Origin of the sequence: Chitinophaga sp. YR573 (assembly GCF_900110995.1) — a bacterium.
Taxonomy (GTDB): Bacteria; Bacteroidota; Bacteroidia; order Chitinophagales; family Chitinophagaceae; genus Chitinophaga.
The window spans coordinates 473,891-490,930 of the sequence record NZ_FOJF01000002.1 but is presented as its reverse complement, the minus strand read 5'-3'; the positions used below and the strand labels follow the sequence as shown (position 1 = coordinate 490,930).

The following is a 17,040-nucleotide window of genomic DNA, read 5'->3' as shown; positions in this document are numbered from 1 at the left end:
CACACCCTAATTTGTTAATAATTAATAACATTATTTGCATATATTATTTTTTCATACTATTTTGCATATTATATTTTTTGATACTATATTGTCGCAAACTAATTGTTCCACATGCAATCTGGATTATCTAAAAAAAGAAACGGTTTAAAGTGGCTGCTCCCAGTCTGTCTGATGGGTATAACAGCTGCCCTTGCATTTTATCCCGCCGACGAGTGGCAGGATAAAATAACTCAAACCCTGGAGCAGTACAGCAAACGCTTCCCCCAGGAGAAAGTTTACTTGCAATTGGACAAAGATTATTATGCTGCCGGAGAAACCCTGTGGTTCAAAGCGTACGTTTTGCTCCAGGGCCAGCCATCCCTCTCTGCTACAAACCTGTATGTAGAGTTGGTTGACAGGTCCGGTACAGTAGTGCTGAAGAAGTTATTATCGATCGGTGGAGGTACTGCTTCCGGCGCATTCGAAATTCCTGAATTAGTAAAAGCAGGGCAATACCAGGTTCGCGCTTACACCGCCTGGATGCTCAACTTTGATGCAGAGTTCCTGTACTACAAGAACATCGAGATTTTTGACCCCTCCAAGAACAGTGTTCAGCCGGGTGCACCAAGAACCACCAGTGATTTCTCTGTACAATTCTTCCCTGAAGGTGGTAACCTGATAGCTGGAGTTGCGGGCCGTGTGGCTTTCAAGTCTATCGATCAGAGCGGTTATCCTTCCGAAGTGAATGGTATCGTACAGAACCTGAAAGGTGAAACAGTTGCCCTGATTAAAACAACGCATGATGGTATGGGCATGTTTGACTTAACACCTGTTGCCGGGGAAACCTACAAAGCGCTGGTGCAAACTACCAAGGGACAAAAAACAGTACTGCTGCCAACAGTGAAAACCGCTGGCGCCGGACTGAAAATATTCAACAAAGGTACCCGCGTATTCTACCAGACTTTACCAGCTACCAAAGACAACCCTGTATATAATAACATGATGATTGTTGCCCAGATGCAGCAGCACATAGTATACAAGGCTAAACTGAACGCTGCTGAAGGACAGATAAGCGGGTTCGTACCAACCAAAGACCTTCCTTCCGGTATCATCCAGTTCACTATCTTCAACAGTGAAGGATTACCACTGGCTGAAAGGCTGGCATTCGTAAGAAAAGCGGATGCGCTGCCTATCGCTATCCAGAACACTACGATCAACACGCAACCAAGACAAAGAAATGTACTGGAACTAAAAGTACCTGATACGCTGCTGACCAGCCTGTCTGTTTCTATCACTGATGCTGACCAGGTAGTAAAAGATGAAGACGAGAATAATATCCTATCCAATCTGTTACTGACATCCGACATTAAAGGTTACATTGCGAATCCCTCACAATATTTCAAAGATATGGACCCGGCTACTCTTAGTAACCTGGACCTGATCATGATGACAAACGGCTGGAGAAGGTTTAGCTGGGAGAAAATCCTGCATAACTACTTACCAGACGTGAAATTCCCTTACGAACAGGGTTTGTTGCTGAAAGGTGTAGCTACTACCAACAAGGGTACTGTTCCTTTGGCAAATGGCAGAATAGACTTCGTACTGAAACAGCCAATCGATACTTCTACCGGTTTCTCTTCTGTAACTACCAATGATAAAGGTGAGTTTGCTGTAGACCGTCTGCAATTCGTGGATACCATCAACGTATTCTACCGTGCAAACGATCCGAACAAAACCTGGAAAGACGTAAACGTGAAGTTCGAACCGCATTTCTTCGATAAGAATACTCCTCTTACATTGCCTTATCCTTTCAGGGAGCCGGCTACAATCGACAACACTGTGCTCCGCACCTTCCTGTCTACTGTAGCTGAAAGCAATGCAGTAAACAAATCTATCCAGCAGAAACCAATCTTCCTGCAGGAGGTAAACGTTCGTGAAAAACGTCTGAGAAGAGCACAAAGCACAGGAGACCGTTACACAACTGGTATGTTCTCTGCGGGTGATGGTCAGGGTTTTGACCTTACCAAGGATGAGCCAAGTGCATTCACTATCTTCCAGTACCTGCAGTCAAAAGTATCCGGTCTTGTTATCAACACTACCGATGTTACCAAACCTGCTCTTACATGGCGCGGTGGTGCTCCGGTACTGTTCCTGAATGAAATGCCTACAGATATCAATATGCTGAATAACATCAGCATCAGCGATGTGGCTTACATCAAGGTACTTCGCCCTACTTTCGTAGGTGGTTTCGGAGGAAGCAGCGGTGCAATTGCGGTTTACTTAAGACGTGGTGGTGATAGCAGATCTGATATCGATACCCGTGGTTTTGATAAATACAGAAAAGGTGGATATAACATTGTGAAAGAATTCTATGCACCGGATTACACCGTGCGTAAAGACATTCACATCTTACAGGATAAGAGACTCACTCTTTACTGGAATCCAAACCTGGTTGCTGATACTTTAACACATACTGCTAAAATCTCCTTCTTCAACAATGACTTCACCAGACGTTTCCGTGTAGTTATTGAAGGTATGGGTGAAGATGGCACGCTGGGACATATAGAGCAGCTTTACTAACGATATACCGACAAGTATAGTATACAATAAAAGGCCATGGTTCTTCTGAACCATGGCTTTTTTTTTCTTTAATTCTTTAACATCGGATTAACGATAAAAAGTTTTTTAAAAACTAAGTTTGTATTGATAAAAGCAAAGCACGTTGTCCTTAACTTCCAGGCCTCTCACTTCGTACGTAAGTTGTGAGAGCTTGGGGGTCAGGGTTTATCATCCCTTACTAACTGAATAAAAATATTTCAAGGGGACAAGTACACTCATCTATCTATTATCTACTGCAAAACAATCAAAAACCAACTAAAAAAGGGCTCCGGTAACACCGGAACCCTTTTACTTTTCATTTGTTTTTTTAATCTTTCAGCTTATGTAGATACGTAGATAACTTAAATAGGAGTTCATCTTGTAAACCTGCACGCAGCTTAGCTTCTTCATCTGTAATACCCAGTCTGCGCAAACGCTGGTAAGAGCCATAAGAGCTACCTATCAGTTCCAGACATTCCTGAATTTTCTGCTTCACTTCCACTTCCTTGCTTCTCTTCTCAAATTCCTTCTTAGAAAGGATCTTTTCCACGAAGAATAAATTGTCTTTATCCTCTACCCATTTCTGTCCATGTCTGTGCTGTGGTTTATAAATTTCCAGGTAACAGTTGTCGAGGATCAGTTGTTGTCCGAACTCTACACGTATATCTATTACCGTAGGTCTTTCTCTTCCTGCATCTGCCAGTTTCTTTTTAATAAAACTGTTTACTTCTGCTCCCAGTTCACCTGCACTCATCAATACCTGTGTTAAGGCAGTAAATTCCATCGTCACCGTTATATTCGTAAAACGGGAACCTGTTTTCAGCTTACCTACCAGACTGGGTGTATCCTGTTCATCAAATACGATATCCTCTACCTGTATTTTGGTAACAGAGCGGAGATTTGGCGTATATCCTTCAGTGGCAGGAGTAGCCTTTTTATTAGGCGCTTTGGAAGTATCCTGTCTGCGGGTGTACTGTACAAATTCGTCTACAAAATGCAGGTCCAGCTGTTTCACAATAGTATACAGCTCATGTTTGGTGTAATGAATGATCTTACTCAGTAACAGCACATCATTCCAGCTATCAGCCTGCTGTACCTTTTTCATTTCATCCAGTACATCTGTAGCGGGCATATTACGGCGGTATAACAACTCTCCTATCAGGAAAATAGCATACTCATTCACCGGGTAGCCTAACTCCGGTAACAGGTCGTACGGACTCCGCTTTTGTTCCCTTGCCTGTCCCAGCTGATCTATATCAGATACTACCGGGGCCAGCAGGTACTTACGGGCGGCCTCTTTTAATTTCTTACTCACATAATCCAGCAGATGATCATTTACCTGGCTGTGACTCACAAAATCATGTAAAATCTGCACAAACCGTTTGGATGTAGGCAAGCCGAACTGTAGCAGAATATCATTCTCCATCTCCGGCGCAGCTACCCGTCCGGCAGCTTTTCTGCCTGTTTTAGTGCGCGTTTCCTGCTGCTGGCAGTGCTGATAGTATTCCTGTAATTTCAGTTTAAGCTTATCCATATATTTATCTGATTAAATTCTGACATAGTAACTCCTCTCTGTTTGCTGAGGCCGGCTGAGAAATCCGCAGAAATCTGAGCATGCAACTGCATAGCAGATACAATTGTTTGTTTTACAATAAGTTATCTAATGGGAGTAATGTTAGTAATCTAATGGGAAGTCTGCAAACTTACATCTTTTAAATCAATAGTTATACTTTCTGTGTCATAGTAATGCCCTTTAACGTTTCCGGCGGGGAAATATTACCTTATATACTGATAATCAATAATCTATTATTCTTTGGGGGCGGTAAGATCGCTATATTCTTTTAACGTCATTACTTTCTTTACCTGGAAAAGGGTATCCAGGAAGAATACCCGCTGGGCTACTGCGATCTCCCCTTTCTTATTCTTAGAGCGGTATAAATGACTGATATGCCAGGCATTGCCTGTAAGACTATCTTTCAGCAGTTTTTCAAATTCAATGCCTTCGTAACTTTTAGGAAAGTCTAAATACGAAGGCATATACATTTCCACACTATGCTCCGCCTTTTCCTGTGGTGTAGTACCTGTACAGGAAAACAACGTTATCAGCACTAAAAATAAAAGGGCATTTTTCACACTGCGAAACTACCATTTTATTTTCTGATGGATGAAACTGATCAGGTCTTTTGACATGGCCTCCTGTTCTGCTGCGCTGGGATGTCCGCCTGTTCCTTTAAAACCAAAGGAATGTGTGTAGATGCGTTTATCCTTTAATCCGGCTACTGCCTTTTGGATATAGCCGTACCAGGGAGCGTCTTTCTTTGCTGCATCCATACTCCCTAAGGCACAGATAATAGCTGCCTTTGGATACTTTGTACGGATGGATGTAACAAGGTTACGGTAAGCGGTGATGATCTGTTCTTCATTGGGAGCTTTCTCTCCAAAACGGGCTTTAAACTCCGCATGTTCAGGTTTCATAACCAGCCATGCATCGTTCTGGAAAAGGTTAATGACTACCAGGTCCGGGGTATATTTAGAGAAATCCCATTTGCTGTTCGCATCGTTAGGGTCTGATCTATCATACATTTCCGACATGATTAACGGGAACCAGCTAATCAGTACGCCTATACCGCTTTTAGCGATGGCATAATATTCTGCGTCGAAGTGCCTGGCCGTAATGGCGGCATAACTGATATATCCGTTCTCGTAAGGGGCTGTTCCCCTGTCCTGACCAGTAGTATCTTCTACCGCATATCCGCAGGTAATTGAATTACCGTAAAACTCTATCTTCCTTTTTTTGATGGCAGGAGCCGCCAGTATGCTGGTATTTTCATCCAGGGAGAACCCGTAAAACCAGGTTTTGCCCATTGCCCACTCTGTTCTTTTGAACAGTTCCAGGCTATGTTTACCCGCAGGCAGGCCACTCACCAGGGTATACAACTGCTTACTGCTATCGGGATGAATAACTGTTACTACCTGATTATCCACGATCACGTTAAAGGTATTCTCTCCCCTCTCATCTTTTAAAATGGCTTGCACTCCGGTGCCGTCAAAATTGATCTTCACAGCGGTGCCTGTCCATGTCAATTCAGCAGCATCCTCTTTTACAGCCACCCTTCCCACATAGTGAATATGGCTGTCATCACTTTTAATAACGGTTTGCTGTGCAGCAGCTGCCAATGGCAAACAGAAAAACAGTAAAACGAACATTCTTTGCATACGCCGAACTTACAAAATTTACCAATACAATGGTCTTATTTTTGCTGCCGGAATATCATGGTAAGAGTTTATTTCAACCCCGATTATACACTGGCTTCTCCCATGACCAGCGAAACAATAAAAGTGGAGAACCTTCAGCACATTGCTGATGTGGAAGTTGCTGACCTTAGAGCGGCCTTCGAACTATGCCAGAACTCAGATCTCCCCTGGACAGAACTCCCTGAAGTACAACCCGAAGCAGCTGTTGCCAATGGCACCCGCTCCGTGGCACCGGGAGATGTACTGGAACTGGATGGAGAATGGTACCTGATAGCTTCTAATGATTTTCAGAAGATATAGTCTGATAAGAGTGATCCTACGTTCATCCTACGTTCGGAACGTAGGATGAACGTAGGATGAGCGAATCTCTACACTATCTGCATTGAACTCATCTACACTTTTTACGTATCTCATCCAGCTTTTCTTGTGCGGTCATACTGGTTTTCAATATTGTAGTAAAAAGCAGGGTTATTATTGCAATATTAACCTGGGTTAAAATCTCTGTGGTTATTTGTGTAGAACTTCGTTTTAACAAAAAACTTAAAGACCATGACACTTTCTGCTGCTTTACGCAAACTCTACTTCACCCGTGCTGCTTTTTCCGTGATATGGGTTATCTTAATAGCCATCTTCGCGGCATCCAACTTTACAGTGGCCTCTATTCTTTTGGTTATTTACCCTGCCTGGGACGTATTCGGTACCTTCCTGGATATCCGCGCCAACAAAGGAGCTTCATCAAAAATGCCTCAGTATCTAAACGCTGTTATCAGTACAATTACCACTATCGCTGTAGCATTGGCATTACAGCACGGTGTTCCCGAAGCGCTGATCGTATTTGGCATATGGGCGATATTAACCGGTTTAATTCAGTTGATATTAGCGCTGAGACGCCGTAAAGAACTGGGTGGACAATGGCCTATGATCATCAGTGGAGGGCAGTCAATTATTGGTGGAAGCTCTTTTATCATTCTTGCGCATGATCCTAAAATGGGGATTACCAGTCTGGCCGGATATGCAGCATTTGGTGCATTTTATTACCTATTATCCGCGTTTCGCCTGAAGTCTTCTTCTAACTTGTAATAAAAAAGGGGTTGCCTGTTTATAAACAGGCAACCCCTTTTTCAAAATAGTTTAATTAGAATCCAACCGCTTTTCCGGCATTTACTTCTCCGTTTCCGAAATAAGCATCTTTACCATGAGCGCCATAATCAGTGGAAGATTGTCTTAATATAAGGTCTACCAGTAAAGGATTTATCTTAGGATATTTACCATACAGCAATGCGATGACTGCAGAGGCATGAGGTGCCGCCATACTGGTACCTGCAGCCCATCCGTAATAGTAAGTATCGGTAGCTTCATCCCAGTATCCGATGTTGAATACAAAATCAAATACGTATTCATAGTTAACAATACCGCCAACATTTACTACGGTCGTATTAATAGGAATAGCGTAGTTACCACCCGGAGCACCATAGGAAATAAATGCCTTACCATAGTTGGTAAAGATAGAAGGCACGTATAAAGTAGTGTCCTGGTTGATACCCCAGCCCAGCGGGCCATTAGAGGAAATAGACAGTACACCTAATGCAGCAGCGGGATAGGTGATAAATCTCTTTTCCTGATCATAATTATAGCCATCATTACCAGCAGCAGCTACTACGGTAGTACCGTTGAGTGTAGCCCATAATGTAGCCCTGTTGATAGCCTTTATCAGGTCTTTCACGTCTTTGTTATACTCAACTACATAATCGTCGGAAGGATCGTCCGGTGTACCATTATCATCGGTGTAGGTTTTACGTGGCAGTTCTCCGCCGAGACTCATATTAATTACGTTTGCACCATGGTTAACAGCATAGAAGATACCGTCTATGATGCTGCTGAAAGAACCGCTGCCGGCATCTCCCAATACTTTTACGAGGATCAGTTTAGCAGCCGGTGCTACTCCTACTACGCCATAGGCATCGTCGAGTGCAGCAATGGTACCAGCCACATGAGAACCATGACTGAAACCTGATGCTCCATGATACTGTACTTCTTCACCTTCAACAAAGCTGTGGGTTAAAATGATGTTAGGGGCGATATCTGGTTCATTCAGCAGGAAACCGCCATCCAGTACGGCTACTTTAGCGCCATTACCTTTATAACCTTTCTGCCAGGCTGCAGGAGCCTTTACAGATTTCAGACCCCATTGCAGGAAGCTGTAAGGATTACTTACTGCTACTGCGCTGGCTTTGGCATTCGCAGATTGCGTACTGCGTTTATAAGTAAGGTCTGAGCGGAAAGTTTTTGTAGGCAGGCGGAAGTTCATCACTACGTCTACTACAACAGACTCTACATCTGCAATTTTTCTGGCTTTGTCGGGGAAGGAAGGATCGGGTGTCTGTACACGGATCAAACCTAATTCCTGGATAGCTTCTTTCAGTTTAAATTTCTTAACGCCTAATTTAGTGAGGCTTTCTGAGATGGCATCTAATTTAACCCCTTCTTTGGCAATAATAAGGAACTGTCTGTCCTGCTGTGTACGGGTCAGTGCGGTATTCCGTACATTAATAAGTTTTTGGTCTTTCTGGCATGCAGTTACAATGAACAGCATCATAAGTGGTAATGCATAACGCAATAGTCGATTTGTACTCATTACGATTAAATTTTAATTGATTAACAAAAACTGAGGTTTAACTGAAATTAGATTGTTGATTGTTCTATTTAGGTCTTTTGGTGGACACTAATGCTACATTAGGGCTAAATGAATGTACTTAAATTATTTAGAATAATCCGCCTTCCGTGAATTATGATTTTAAAAATGTAGGAGTACGAGTTTTTGTATTGCAGGTATATGCAAAATGATAAAGTATTGTAGAAAAAATGATATCGTTTATTTATCTTATTTTTTATTGCGTAGATAGACTGCGCATTTCCACTTTAGCTTTGCATCATGATAAATATTTAATTGTTATACCGTAGTATTTAAATGTTAATCCCACCAATTATCTCCAATGCAGTATTATATTCTTCTTCCCACCGCGGGCCTTTGATTCCCTTTGCCGGTGTAGTAGTGAATCACCTGCAATCAAAACACAAATAACTTTTTCGGACAAAAGAAGATCATCATGAAAATATTAAGCTATTGGCTTTTGTTCCTCTTGCTGCTAAGTAATAGTCTCTATGCGCAGGAAGGTGACTTAAACCCCACAAAATTTAAGGTTATACCTCCGGCACCAAATGCTGCTGCATTGGGCAAGTATGGAGACATTCCGGTAAGTCTGAGTAACGGGTTGCCAAACATTTCTGTACCGCTTACGAAAATCGCTGTGGGCAATGAATTTAACATGGATATTGACCTTTCGTATCATGCTTCTGGTATGGGTGTAGCGGAAGTTGCTACTTATGTAGGTCTGGGATGGTCGATGAATGCTGGTGGTGCAATCACCCGGGTAATAAAAGGTAAACCGGATGAAGCAGGCTATGTTGGACAGAACGGTTACAGTCAGATTCCGCTGGGCTGGCAAACGGATGCAGTGGATTCTACCTATGAAAGGTTCAGACTTTCCGCTGATGGTACAAATGATACGCAACCCGATGAATTTTCTTACAATTTTGGTGGTAACTCAGGCAAGTTTGTATTTGGAGCTAACTATACCGTGTACACAATGCCTTATCATAACATAAAAATTGAGGCGAAGTTTGACCTTGGCAATATGTATTTCACTGTAACAACAGAAAATGGCACGATCTACATTTTTAAAAATCCGGAAATTACAGAAACTGTGTCGGCTTGCTCGACAGATGAAAGTGAATCCATCAACAGTTGGTATCTGACATCGGTTATTCTGCCACAATCTAAACGCAGGATAGAATTTACCTACATTGCTGATCCAGGTTTTGGAGTAAGCTCAACCTCCCAGACGTTAACAACGTTGAACACCCTTATGCCGATAGATCCGTTAGTGGGCTGCCCAACCAGCCCTTATCAACCGGTTTTTAAAGGTTGTATTTCCACCAGCACTACGCAGCAGACTAAAGTTAAACGGATTGATTATCCTGGTGGACGGATTGATTTTAATTATACTTATATACGTTCAGATCTTTCCAATACGGCACAAGACACATTTTACGCTTTGGGGTCTGTAGTGGAGTCTGGTTTGCTGAATGGTACTTATAATCCTGTAAGGCGTTTTACATTTGATTATAACAATTTGATCCGTTTGCAGCTCAGGCAGGTGAATAATGCAGATATTTACGGGAATACGATTTCCTCTTACAAAGTAACCTACAATACCGCTCACGGTTTTCCGGCCCTGGATTCCAGAGACCAGGATCACTGGGGTGGTTACAATGGTGCCGGTAATACCACCCTGATACCAGGTAGTTCCAATACGGACGGGGCAAACCGTGAACCTGATGCTGATTATATCCAAACCGGGATCATCCAAAAAATCGAATTCCCTACAGGAGGATATTCAACATTTGAATTTGAGAATAATACCTATGGCAGGTTTAATGTGAACGAGATTGTCCATGACCCGACGTATCAAACACTGACAACGGCAAAAGAGATCCGGACAGGATATTATTCTGCACAGATCATCTATCCCAATTATGCATCAGATAGTGTCTCCTTCACGCTTGATACGGCTCAGTCGATCATCACAGATGTTACACTGCAATCCTGTTGTGGTAACTATGCCCGGATTTCATTGAAAAAGTTATCAGACAATACCCTGATTTCAATTCCGACAGGGCATAATTATACTGATCTGACTGCGGGTCAATACCGGATGTATATTGAATCCGGTCATGATGAGCCTACTGCTAACTATGAAAAGGTTCAGTTAAGCCTTAAATATAAGCACCTCACAGGCTATACCGGTATTGCAAGAGGGGGTGGTTTGCGCATAAAAAGGATAACCAGTTATGATGGCATTAATCATAGTAATGACATCATAAAAACTTACCTGTATCGCTTCGGTAATGATTCAACACGGTCCACTGGTTGGTTATACACTAAACCTGATTATGAATATAGTTTTACAAAGATGTGTCCTCCGGCAACCAGTACTGGAGGTTTTCAGGAATACGCTTGTCCTACAAAGATCAAGAGTTCTTCTGCCAATAATGAAATGATGTACTCTCACGGATCAAGTATCAATTATCTGGAAGTAGTGGAGGCGACTAACGAAAATGGCAGTACGCGGTATGTCTACTATTTGTCCAGTGATGCTAATGCTTATGTTAGTTATCCCTTCACTCCGTTTACCAATAATTATCCCAGCAATGGTATGGAAGCAAAGAAACTGGTATATGACAACACGGGTAAATTGCTTAGGAAAACAGAAACAACCTATGAAACATATCTGAAAGGTTCAATACTGGGCTGGAAGGCTGCTTATATACTAAAAGGTCATTTTGCGGTGGGGCCAGGTGTGGAGAACTTTCTTTCAAGAAAGTACAGCTACAACAGCTTTGCGGCAGTGCCACAATCAGTTAAACAGACGGAATATTTTGGTACAGATTCCATTGTAAATACAACTGATATGACTTATGATAATAAGCAACATTATCAGCCTACCCGCATTCATAAGGTTAATTCTAAAAAAGATGATTTGTGGATCTACAACAAGTATCCTACAGACTATATTATTCCTTCGGGTACATTGTCTTCAGGCTTACAGGCTTTGAAAATGATGCAGGATAGTAATATCCACAGCACCATGATCGAGCAGTATGTCCAGCAGGTCCGTGCCGGAGTGACTACTACGTTGTCTGCTGCACAGGTTCAATACAAGACCAATATCCAGGGAGTGGTTATGGCTGGGACTTATAAATTAAAAAGGAGTATTCCGTTAGCCAGTTTTACGCCAACTTATATTCAAAACAATGATCTGGTAAGAGATTCCAATTATGAGCAGGAGCTGAGTTTTGATACCTATGACAGTACCGGGAATATCCGGGAACAGCATATGGTGAATGATGTGAATGAGGTGTATATCTGGGGCTACAGCAACCTCTATCCTGTTGCCCGGATCACAGGCAGTACTTATGCAGCAGCGATCAGTTTTGTGAATATGAATGTGCTGCGTAATCCTTCCAGTGATGCTGTATTAAGAGTAGAATTGAATAAGATCCGGACCGGACTTGTTGCATCAAACGCACTGGTAAGTACTTATACATATCAGGTGGGTGTAGGTGTAACCAGTGAAACTGATCCAACCGGAAAGACTGTTTTTTATGAGTATGACAGGTTGGGCAGATTAAAGCTGATCCGGGATATGGATGGTAAAATTCTAAAACAATTCAGCTATCAATTTTTTGCACCTGTTAACCTTTAAACAAAGATCATGCGAATTATAATTAAAGTGCTGTTGTTGCTGCTGTTAAGCATTACAGTACAGGGGCAGAATTTGCCAGGCGGACTGCCGCGTCCTACGGCAACACCTGTTACCCTTCCTCCTCCTTATACTAATGCGACTATTAATTTTGTGCGCACCTGGGAACCCAGTATGCCCACAGCAGATACAAATACTGTTATTGCTACCAGTCGTACAGTGGCAGAGGTTAGACAATCTACCCAATATTTTGATGGTTTAGGTCGTCCTTTGCAGGAAGTCAACAAAGGTATAAGTCCTTCAGGAAGAGATGTGGTCACTCCTTTTGTGTATGATGCTTATGGCAGAGAGCAATTGAAATACCTTCCATATGTTTCTCAAACAAGTGATGGGAAGTTCAAGACAGATCCTTTTGCTGGTCAGCGTTCATTCTACAGGGATGTTACAATGATAGCTGATATTGGTGCTGATAGCATTTATTACGGGCAAACAGACTTTGAATCTTCTCCACTCAACAGGGTGTTAAAATCCTATGCCCCTGGAAACAGCTGGGCGAAAACCGGGGGTAATCATCCTTCTCAACAGCAATACCTGGTAAATACAACTACCGATTCTGTGCGTATCTGGTATTTCACTGATAATAGTACCATCCCTACCAGCAGTAGCGGACAAGTATATGCAACTGGAGATCTTTATAAAAATGTAACGATTAACGAAGACAGTACAACCATTATCGAATACAAAGATAAGAGTGGACATATGGTACTGAAAAAGGTACAATTGTCTGTCACTACTGGTTCAGCGCATGTAGGCTGGTTATGTACTTACTATTGTTATGATGATCTTGGAAATCTCAGATTCGTTATTCCCCCGCTGGCTACTGAAATAACTATGCGTGCAGGATGGAATGCAAGTGGTGTAGCCGGTGAGTTATGCTTTCAATACCAGTATGATACCCGCAACCGGTTGACGGTAAAAAAGATACCCGGGGCAGGACCTGTTTATCAGATCTATGATGTTAGGGACAGGCTGGTATTTACCCAGGATAGTATGCAACGGGCAAAGTCTCCGCAAGAGTGGATGACCACTTTTTATGATGGGCAAAACAGGCCAATCATGACGGCCATCTATAAGCAGAACACAACACCCGCAGCCCTTCAGGCAAGTCTGAATACCGCTACATCTGCAACACAAAGTATTTCCTACACATACCCAGGGGTTGCCGACCTGGTATTGGGAAATTATGATGGTAGCAGCAGTTATACTGCTACTCAAAGCATTGCACTTCAAGATGGGTTTGATACCGGAGCTGGTGCTACTGTTACAGCAGACATTAATCCTGCTGGTACCAACGGCACCACAAACCTGACGATTACCAATCCTTTACCATCCATAGCAGCCAGCGATCTTACCCCACTCACTTACACCTTTTATGATAATTATAGTTATACAGGCGTATTGGATTATCAAAGTGGAGATATATCCAAACCCCAGGCAGTTGACAACCCTTATGGAGAAAGCCTGCCTGCTACCCCCAGCACAATGATCAACGGTCTGGTAACCGGCACTAAAGTGCGGGTAATAGGCACAGACCAATGGCTGACCTCTACACTTTACTATAATGATAAAGGCAGGGTCATTCAGCAATGCGCTGAAAATGCTGTTGGAGGCAAGGATATTACTACTAGCCTGTATGATTTCAATGGTAAGGTTTTAAGTACTTACCTGCGTCATACTAATCCACGTAGTGGTATTACTCCGCAAACAACGATTTTGACTATGATGGCTTATGATGCTGCCGGGCGGTTATCAGCCATCAAAAAACGCCTGAATGATGTAACTGGTGATGATAAAACAATTGTGGCCAATACTTACAATGAGCTGGGACAGTTGAGACAAAAACGTTTAGGTGTAACTGGAGCAACAACACAACTGGATTCTTTAACTTATAACTATAACATCCGGGGCTGGTTACAGGGAATCAACAAAGCTTTTGTCAATTCAACAGGTAGTACAACCAATTGGTTTGGAGAGGAGTTAAATTACGATGCTGGCTTTAAGCTGAAACAATACAATGGTAATATCTCAGGTGCCAAATGGAAGAGTGGTTCTGATGGCATTGCCCGTGCTTACGGTTACGACTATGATAAAGTGAGCCGCCTCACAACTGCGGACTTTAGTCAGCAAAATAGCGGTTCCGTAAACTGGACAACGGACAGAACAGACTTCTCTGTGAGTAATCTTTCTTATGATGCCAATGGTAACATTAAAACCATGACGCAAAAAGGGATGATTGGGAATGCTATTACTGCTATAGATAAGCTCAGCTACTCCTACCCTGCTACCGGTAGTAACAAATTATCCGCTGTAGCAGATTCCGGTAATACAACGTCTGCTAAATTGGGAGATTTCATCAATGGCACTAATGCGGGCAATGATTATAGTTATGATGGAAATGGTAATCTGATACAGGATCTTAACAAAGGGATCAGTGCTATCAGTTATAATTACCTCAACCTTCCTGCGATCATTAACATCAGGGGTAAAGGTATTATCACGTATCAATACGATGCTGCTGGCAATAAGCTAAAGAAGACTGTTACGGACAGCACAACCAGTACACCTAAAATCACTGTAACTGACTACATCGGTGGATTTGTTTACGAACAGGATTCATTAATGTTTCTCGCTCATGAAGAAGGGCGGATACGCGCCGTATATAAAACTGGCAGGCCAGTCAGCTATACTTATGATTTCCTGCTTAAAGATCATATAGGGAATGTGCGTATGGTGCTGGGAACAAAAAGTGATACCGCTTATTACACAGCGACCATGGAAACGGCAGCCAGCGCTGTTGAAAATGCGTTATTCAGCAACATCGATAATACCCGTACGCCCATATCTTCCATAGCCGGTTATCCTACAGATAACACCACCACTCCGAATGCTTATGTTGCTAAGCTGAATGCTTCTACTGCCCAGAAAATAGGCCCATCATTAGTATTACGTGTAATGGCAGGAGATACCATCCAGGTCAACGCTACAGGTGTTTATACCAGTACAGCAGCGAATACTTCGGTTACTACTCCCCCTGATATGATATCAGCCATTTTAAATGCCTTTAGTGGTTCAGGGATTAGTGACGGTATTCATGGCGCCTTTGGTATTGGATCTGCTATCAATACTGGTCTTACTACAAGTGTATTCAATAGCTTAAAGCAGATAGATACTTCGCAGAATCTCTCCACTAAGCCCAAAGCATATCTTAACTTCGCCCTCTTTGATGACCAGTTTGCCCTGGTAAATGATAATAGCGGTGTACGGCAGATACAGGGCAGCCCAAATGTGCTACAACCCTTGACCGTATCTCGCATGGTGATCAAAAAGACCGGATTTTTGTATATTTATACAAATAACGAAAGCGGAAGCGATGTGTTCTTTGATAACCTGGTAGTAGTCCATAATGGCGGGCCGGTATTGGAAGAAACCCACTATTATCCATTTGGCCTGGCCATGGCAGGGATTAGTAACCACGCGCTGAAAGGACTGAATTATCCTGAAAATCACAGGAAGTATAACGGGATAGAATATACTGATGATTTAGATCTTGATGTATATGATGCACAGTTTAGGAATCTTGATCCGCAACTTGGTCGATGGAATCAAATAGATCCGAAGATAGAGGATATGGAGATGTGGAGCCCATATGCCTCCAATTATGATAATCCAATCCGATATAACGACTTTTTAGGCGATGAACCGGAAGATGGACCAGGATTGTTAAACAAGTTAGGGACTGCAATTGTACAAACAGGGCAACAGGTATTATCCGCTGCTGCTGGAGCTACTAACGCCTATGTATCTAACAATTTATTTGGAGGAGGAAGAATTGATGTAGATAATACTGGCCTAACAGGAGGTAATGCAATTGCTTATCAGGTTGGTCAAAAAGTAGGAGATGTAGCTGCGATTTACTCTGGCATAATGGAAAACGCAGCAGCAGGAGTAGGCGAATTCTTTACTGCGGGCGGCGCAACTGCAATTGCGATTCCTGTAGCTTTACATGGAACCGCTACTTTAGGGTTAGGTGTAAAAAACCTGTTTTCAAATCCTTTTAGAAAAGTAGAAGATGGGGCTCATGGGAAATCTCAAGATACACAAGAGAAAAGTACTAATGGGAAAAATGAAAAACATGGCGACAGTGGTCGTGCAAAAACAAAAGCGGAAAAACAAATTGATCAATATCAGGAACAGTTAAAAACTGCTACAGGTAGCGAAAAGGATAAAATAAAACAAAAAATAAAAAATGTCACACGGGATGCTGCAAAAAAAGCGAAAGGTGTAGAGCATAGTCGTGCGAATAAAAGATAATCATATGTATGAAATAATTCCTTTCAAAAGTGTAGGTCCTTTTGAATTTAAGAAAAGTATAGATGAATATTTGAGTGCATTCGAGTTTGAATTCATCCCTAAAGAAACAGATGATGATTGGAACACTTATATTTTGAAGGATGGCATGCTCGAAATTTATACAGGGGAGGATTTGTTGATAACATCGATAGCTTGTCGAGGTGATATTTACTTATATGCAATAATGCTAATTGAAATGGATATTAATGTCTTTTGGGAGAAATTTAATATGAACAAAATAAACATTAAACATGAAACGGTTTTTTTTCACGATGACACGGAACAAGAAGTTTATGACATAGATGATTTGGGCCTACAATTATGGGTAGATAAATATGATAAAATTGTAACAGTGTTTGTTTCGGGGTCAACTTCTTAAGCAATTGTCTCAAAAAGTACTCCAAAAAATCATTGATAAAACAATAAATATTTTTCTTCCAAATGTTCCATGTATTGTTGCATTAGATCAGTTCAT

General features: G+C 42.1%; 10 protein-coding genes. 6 read left to right on the top strand and 4 right to left on the bottom strand.

Features of this window, described 5'->3' with window-relative positions:
• The first annotated feature begins 111 nt into the window (after nt 1-111).
• Nucleotides 112-2,559, top strand: coding sequence for an MG2 domain-containing protein (locus BMW86_RS21930; RefSeq protein WP_089784086.1), 2,448 nt, complete (start codon nt 112-114; stop codon nt 2,557-2,559).
• Between the two features lie 346 nt (nt 2,560-2,905).
• Here BMW86_RS21930 and BMW86_RS21925 read toward each other — a convergent pair whose 3' ends face one another.
• The 3 genes from BMW86_RS21925 to BMW86_RS21915 all read right to left on the bottom strand — a co-directional run bounded on the left by BMW86_RS21925 (nt 2,906) and on the right by BMW86_RS21915 (nt 5,793).
• Entirely contained in the window at nt 2,906-4,111 is a 1,206-nt protein-coding gene (locus BMW86_RS21925) for a hypothetical protein (RefSeq protein ID WP_089784085.1), read from the bottom strand.
• Between the two features lie 272 nt (nt 4,112-4,383).
• Nucleotides 4,384-4,710: a hypothetical protein gene (locus BMW86_RS21920; protein ID WP_089784084.1), complete on the bottom strand. Its 327-nt coding sequence runs from the start codon at nt 4,708-4,710 to the stop codon at nt 4,384-4,386.
• 9 nt (nt 4,711-4,719) lie between these two features.
• Nucleotides 4,720-5,793, bottom strand: coding sequence for an SGNH/GDSL hydrolase family protein (locus BMW86_RS21915; RefSeq protein ID WP_089784083.1), 1,074 nt, complete (start codon nt 5,791-5,793; stop codon nt 4,720-4,722).
• Nucleotides 5,794-5,850: 57 nt separating this feature from the next.
• Between BMW86_RS21915 and BMW86_RS21910 the strand changes: the two genes are divergently transcribed.
• Together BMW86_RS21910 and BMW86_RS21905 are read left to right on the top strand one after the other, a co-directional pair.
• On the top strand, nt 5,851-6,132 hold the full coding sequence (locus BMW86_RS21910) for a hypothetical protein (RefSeq protein ID WP_089784082.1): 282 nt from the start codon (nt 5,851-5,853) through the stop codon (nt 6,130-6,132).
• Between the two features lie 249 nt (nt 6,133-6,381).
• Nucleotides 6,382-6,912 (top strand): DUF308 domain-containing protein, encoded by a 531-nt coding sequence (locus tag BMW86_RS21905; protein ID WP_177189354.1) that lies wholly within the window; start codon nt 6,382-6,384, stop codon nt 6,910-6,912.
• A 55-nt stretch (nt 6,913-6,967) separates the two neighbouring features.
• On the opposite strand, the gene BMW86_RS21900 is transcribed toward BMW86_RS21905, so the two are convergent.
• Complete coding sequence (locus BMW86_RS21900) at nt 6,968-8,467, bottom strand: S8 family peptidase (RefSeq protein ID WP_089784081.1); 1,500 nt, start codon at nt 8,465-8,467, stop codon at nt 6,968-6,970.
• A gap of 472 nt (nt 8,468-8,939) precedes the next feature.
• Here BMW86_RS21900 and BMW86_RS21895 point away from each other — a divergent pair, with 472 nt between their 5' ends.
• From BMW86_RS21895 to BMW86_RS21885, 3 genes are read left to right on the top strand one after another with little or no spacing between them, the layout of a single operon-like run.
• A complete protein-coding gene (locus tag BMW86_RS21895; protein WP_089784080.1) occupies nt 8,940-12,158 on the top strand; it encodes an RHS repeat protein in 3,219 nt (1,072 codons plus the stop codon).
• A 9-nt stretch (nt 12,159-12,167) separates the two neighbouring features.
• On the top strand, nt 12,168-16,526 hold the full coding sequence (locus tag BMW86_RS21890) for a DUF6443 domain-containing protein (protein WP_089784079.1): 4,359 nt from the start codon (nt 12,168-12,170) through the stop codon (nt 16,524-16,526).
• A 4-nt stretch (nt 16,527-16,530) separates the two neighbouring features.
• On the top strand, nt 16,531-16,944 hold the full coding sequence (locus tag BMW86_RS21885) for a hypothetical protein (RefSeq protein ID WP_089784078.1): 414 nt from the start codon (nt 16,531-16,533) through the stop codon (nt 16,942-16,944).
• The last annotated feature ends 96 nt before the right edge of the window (nt 16,945-17,040 follow it).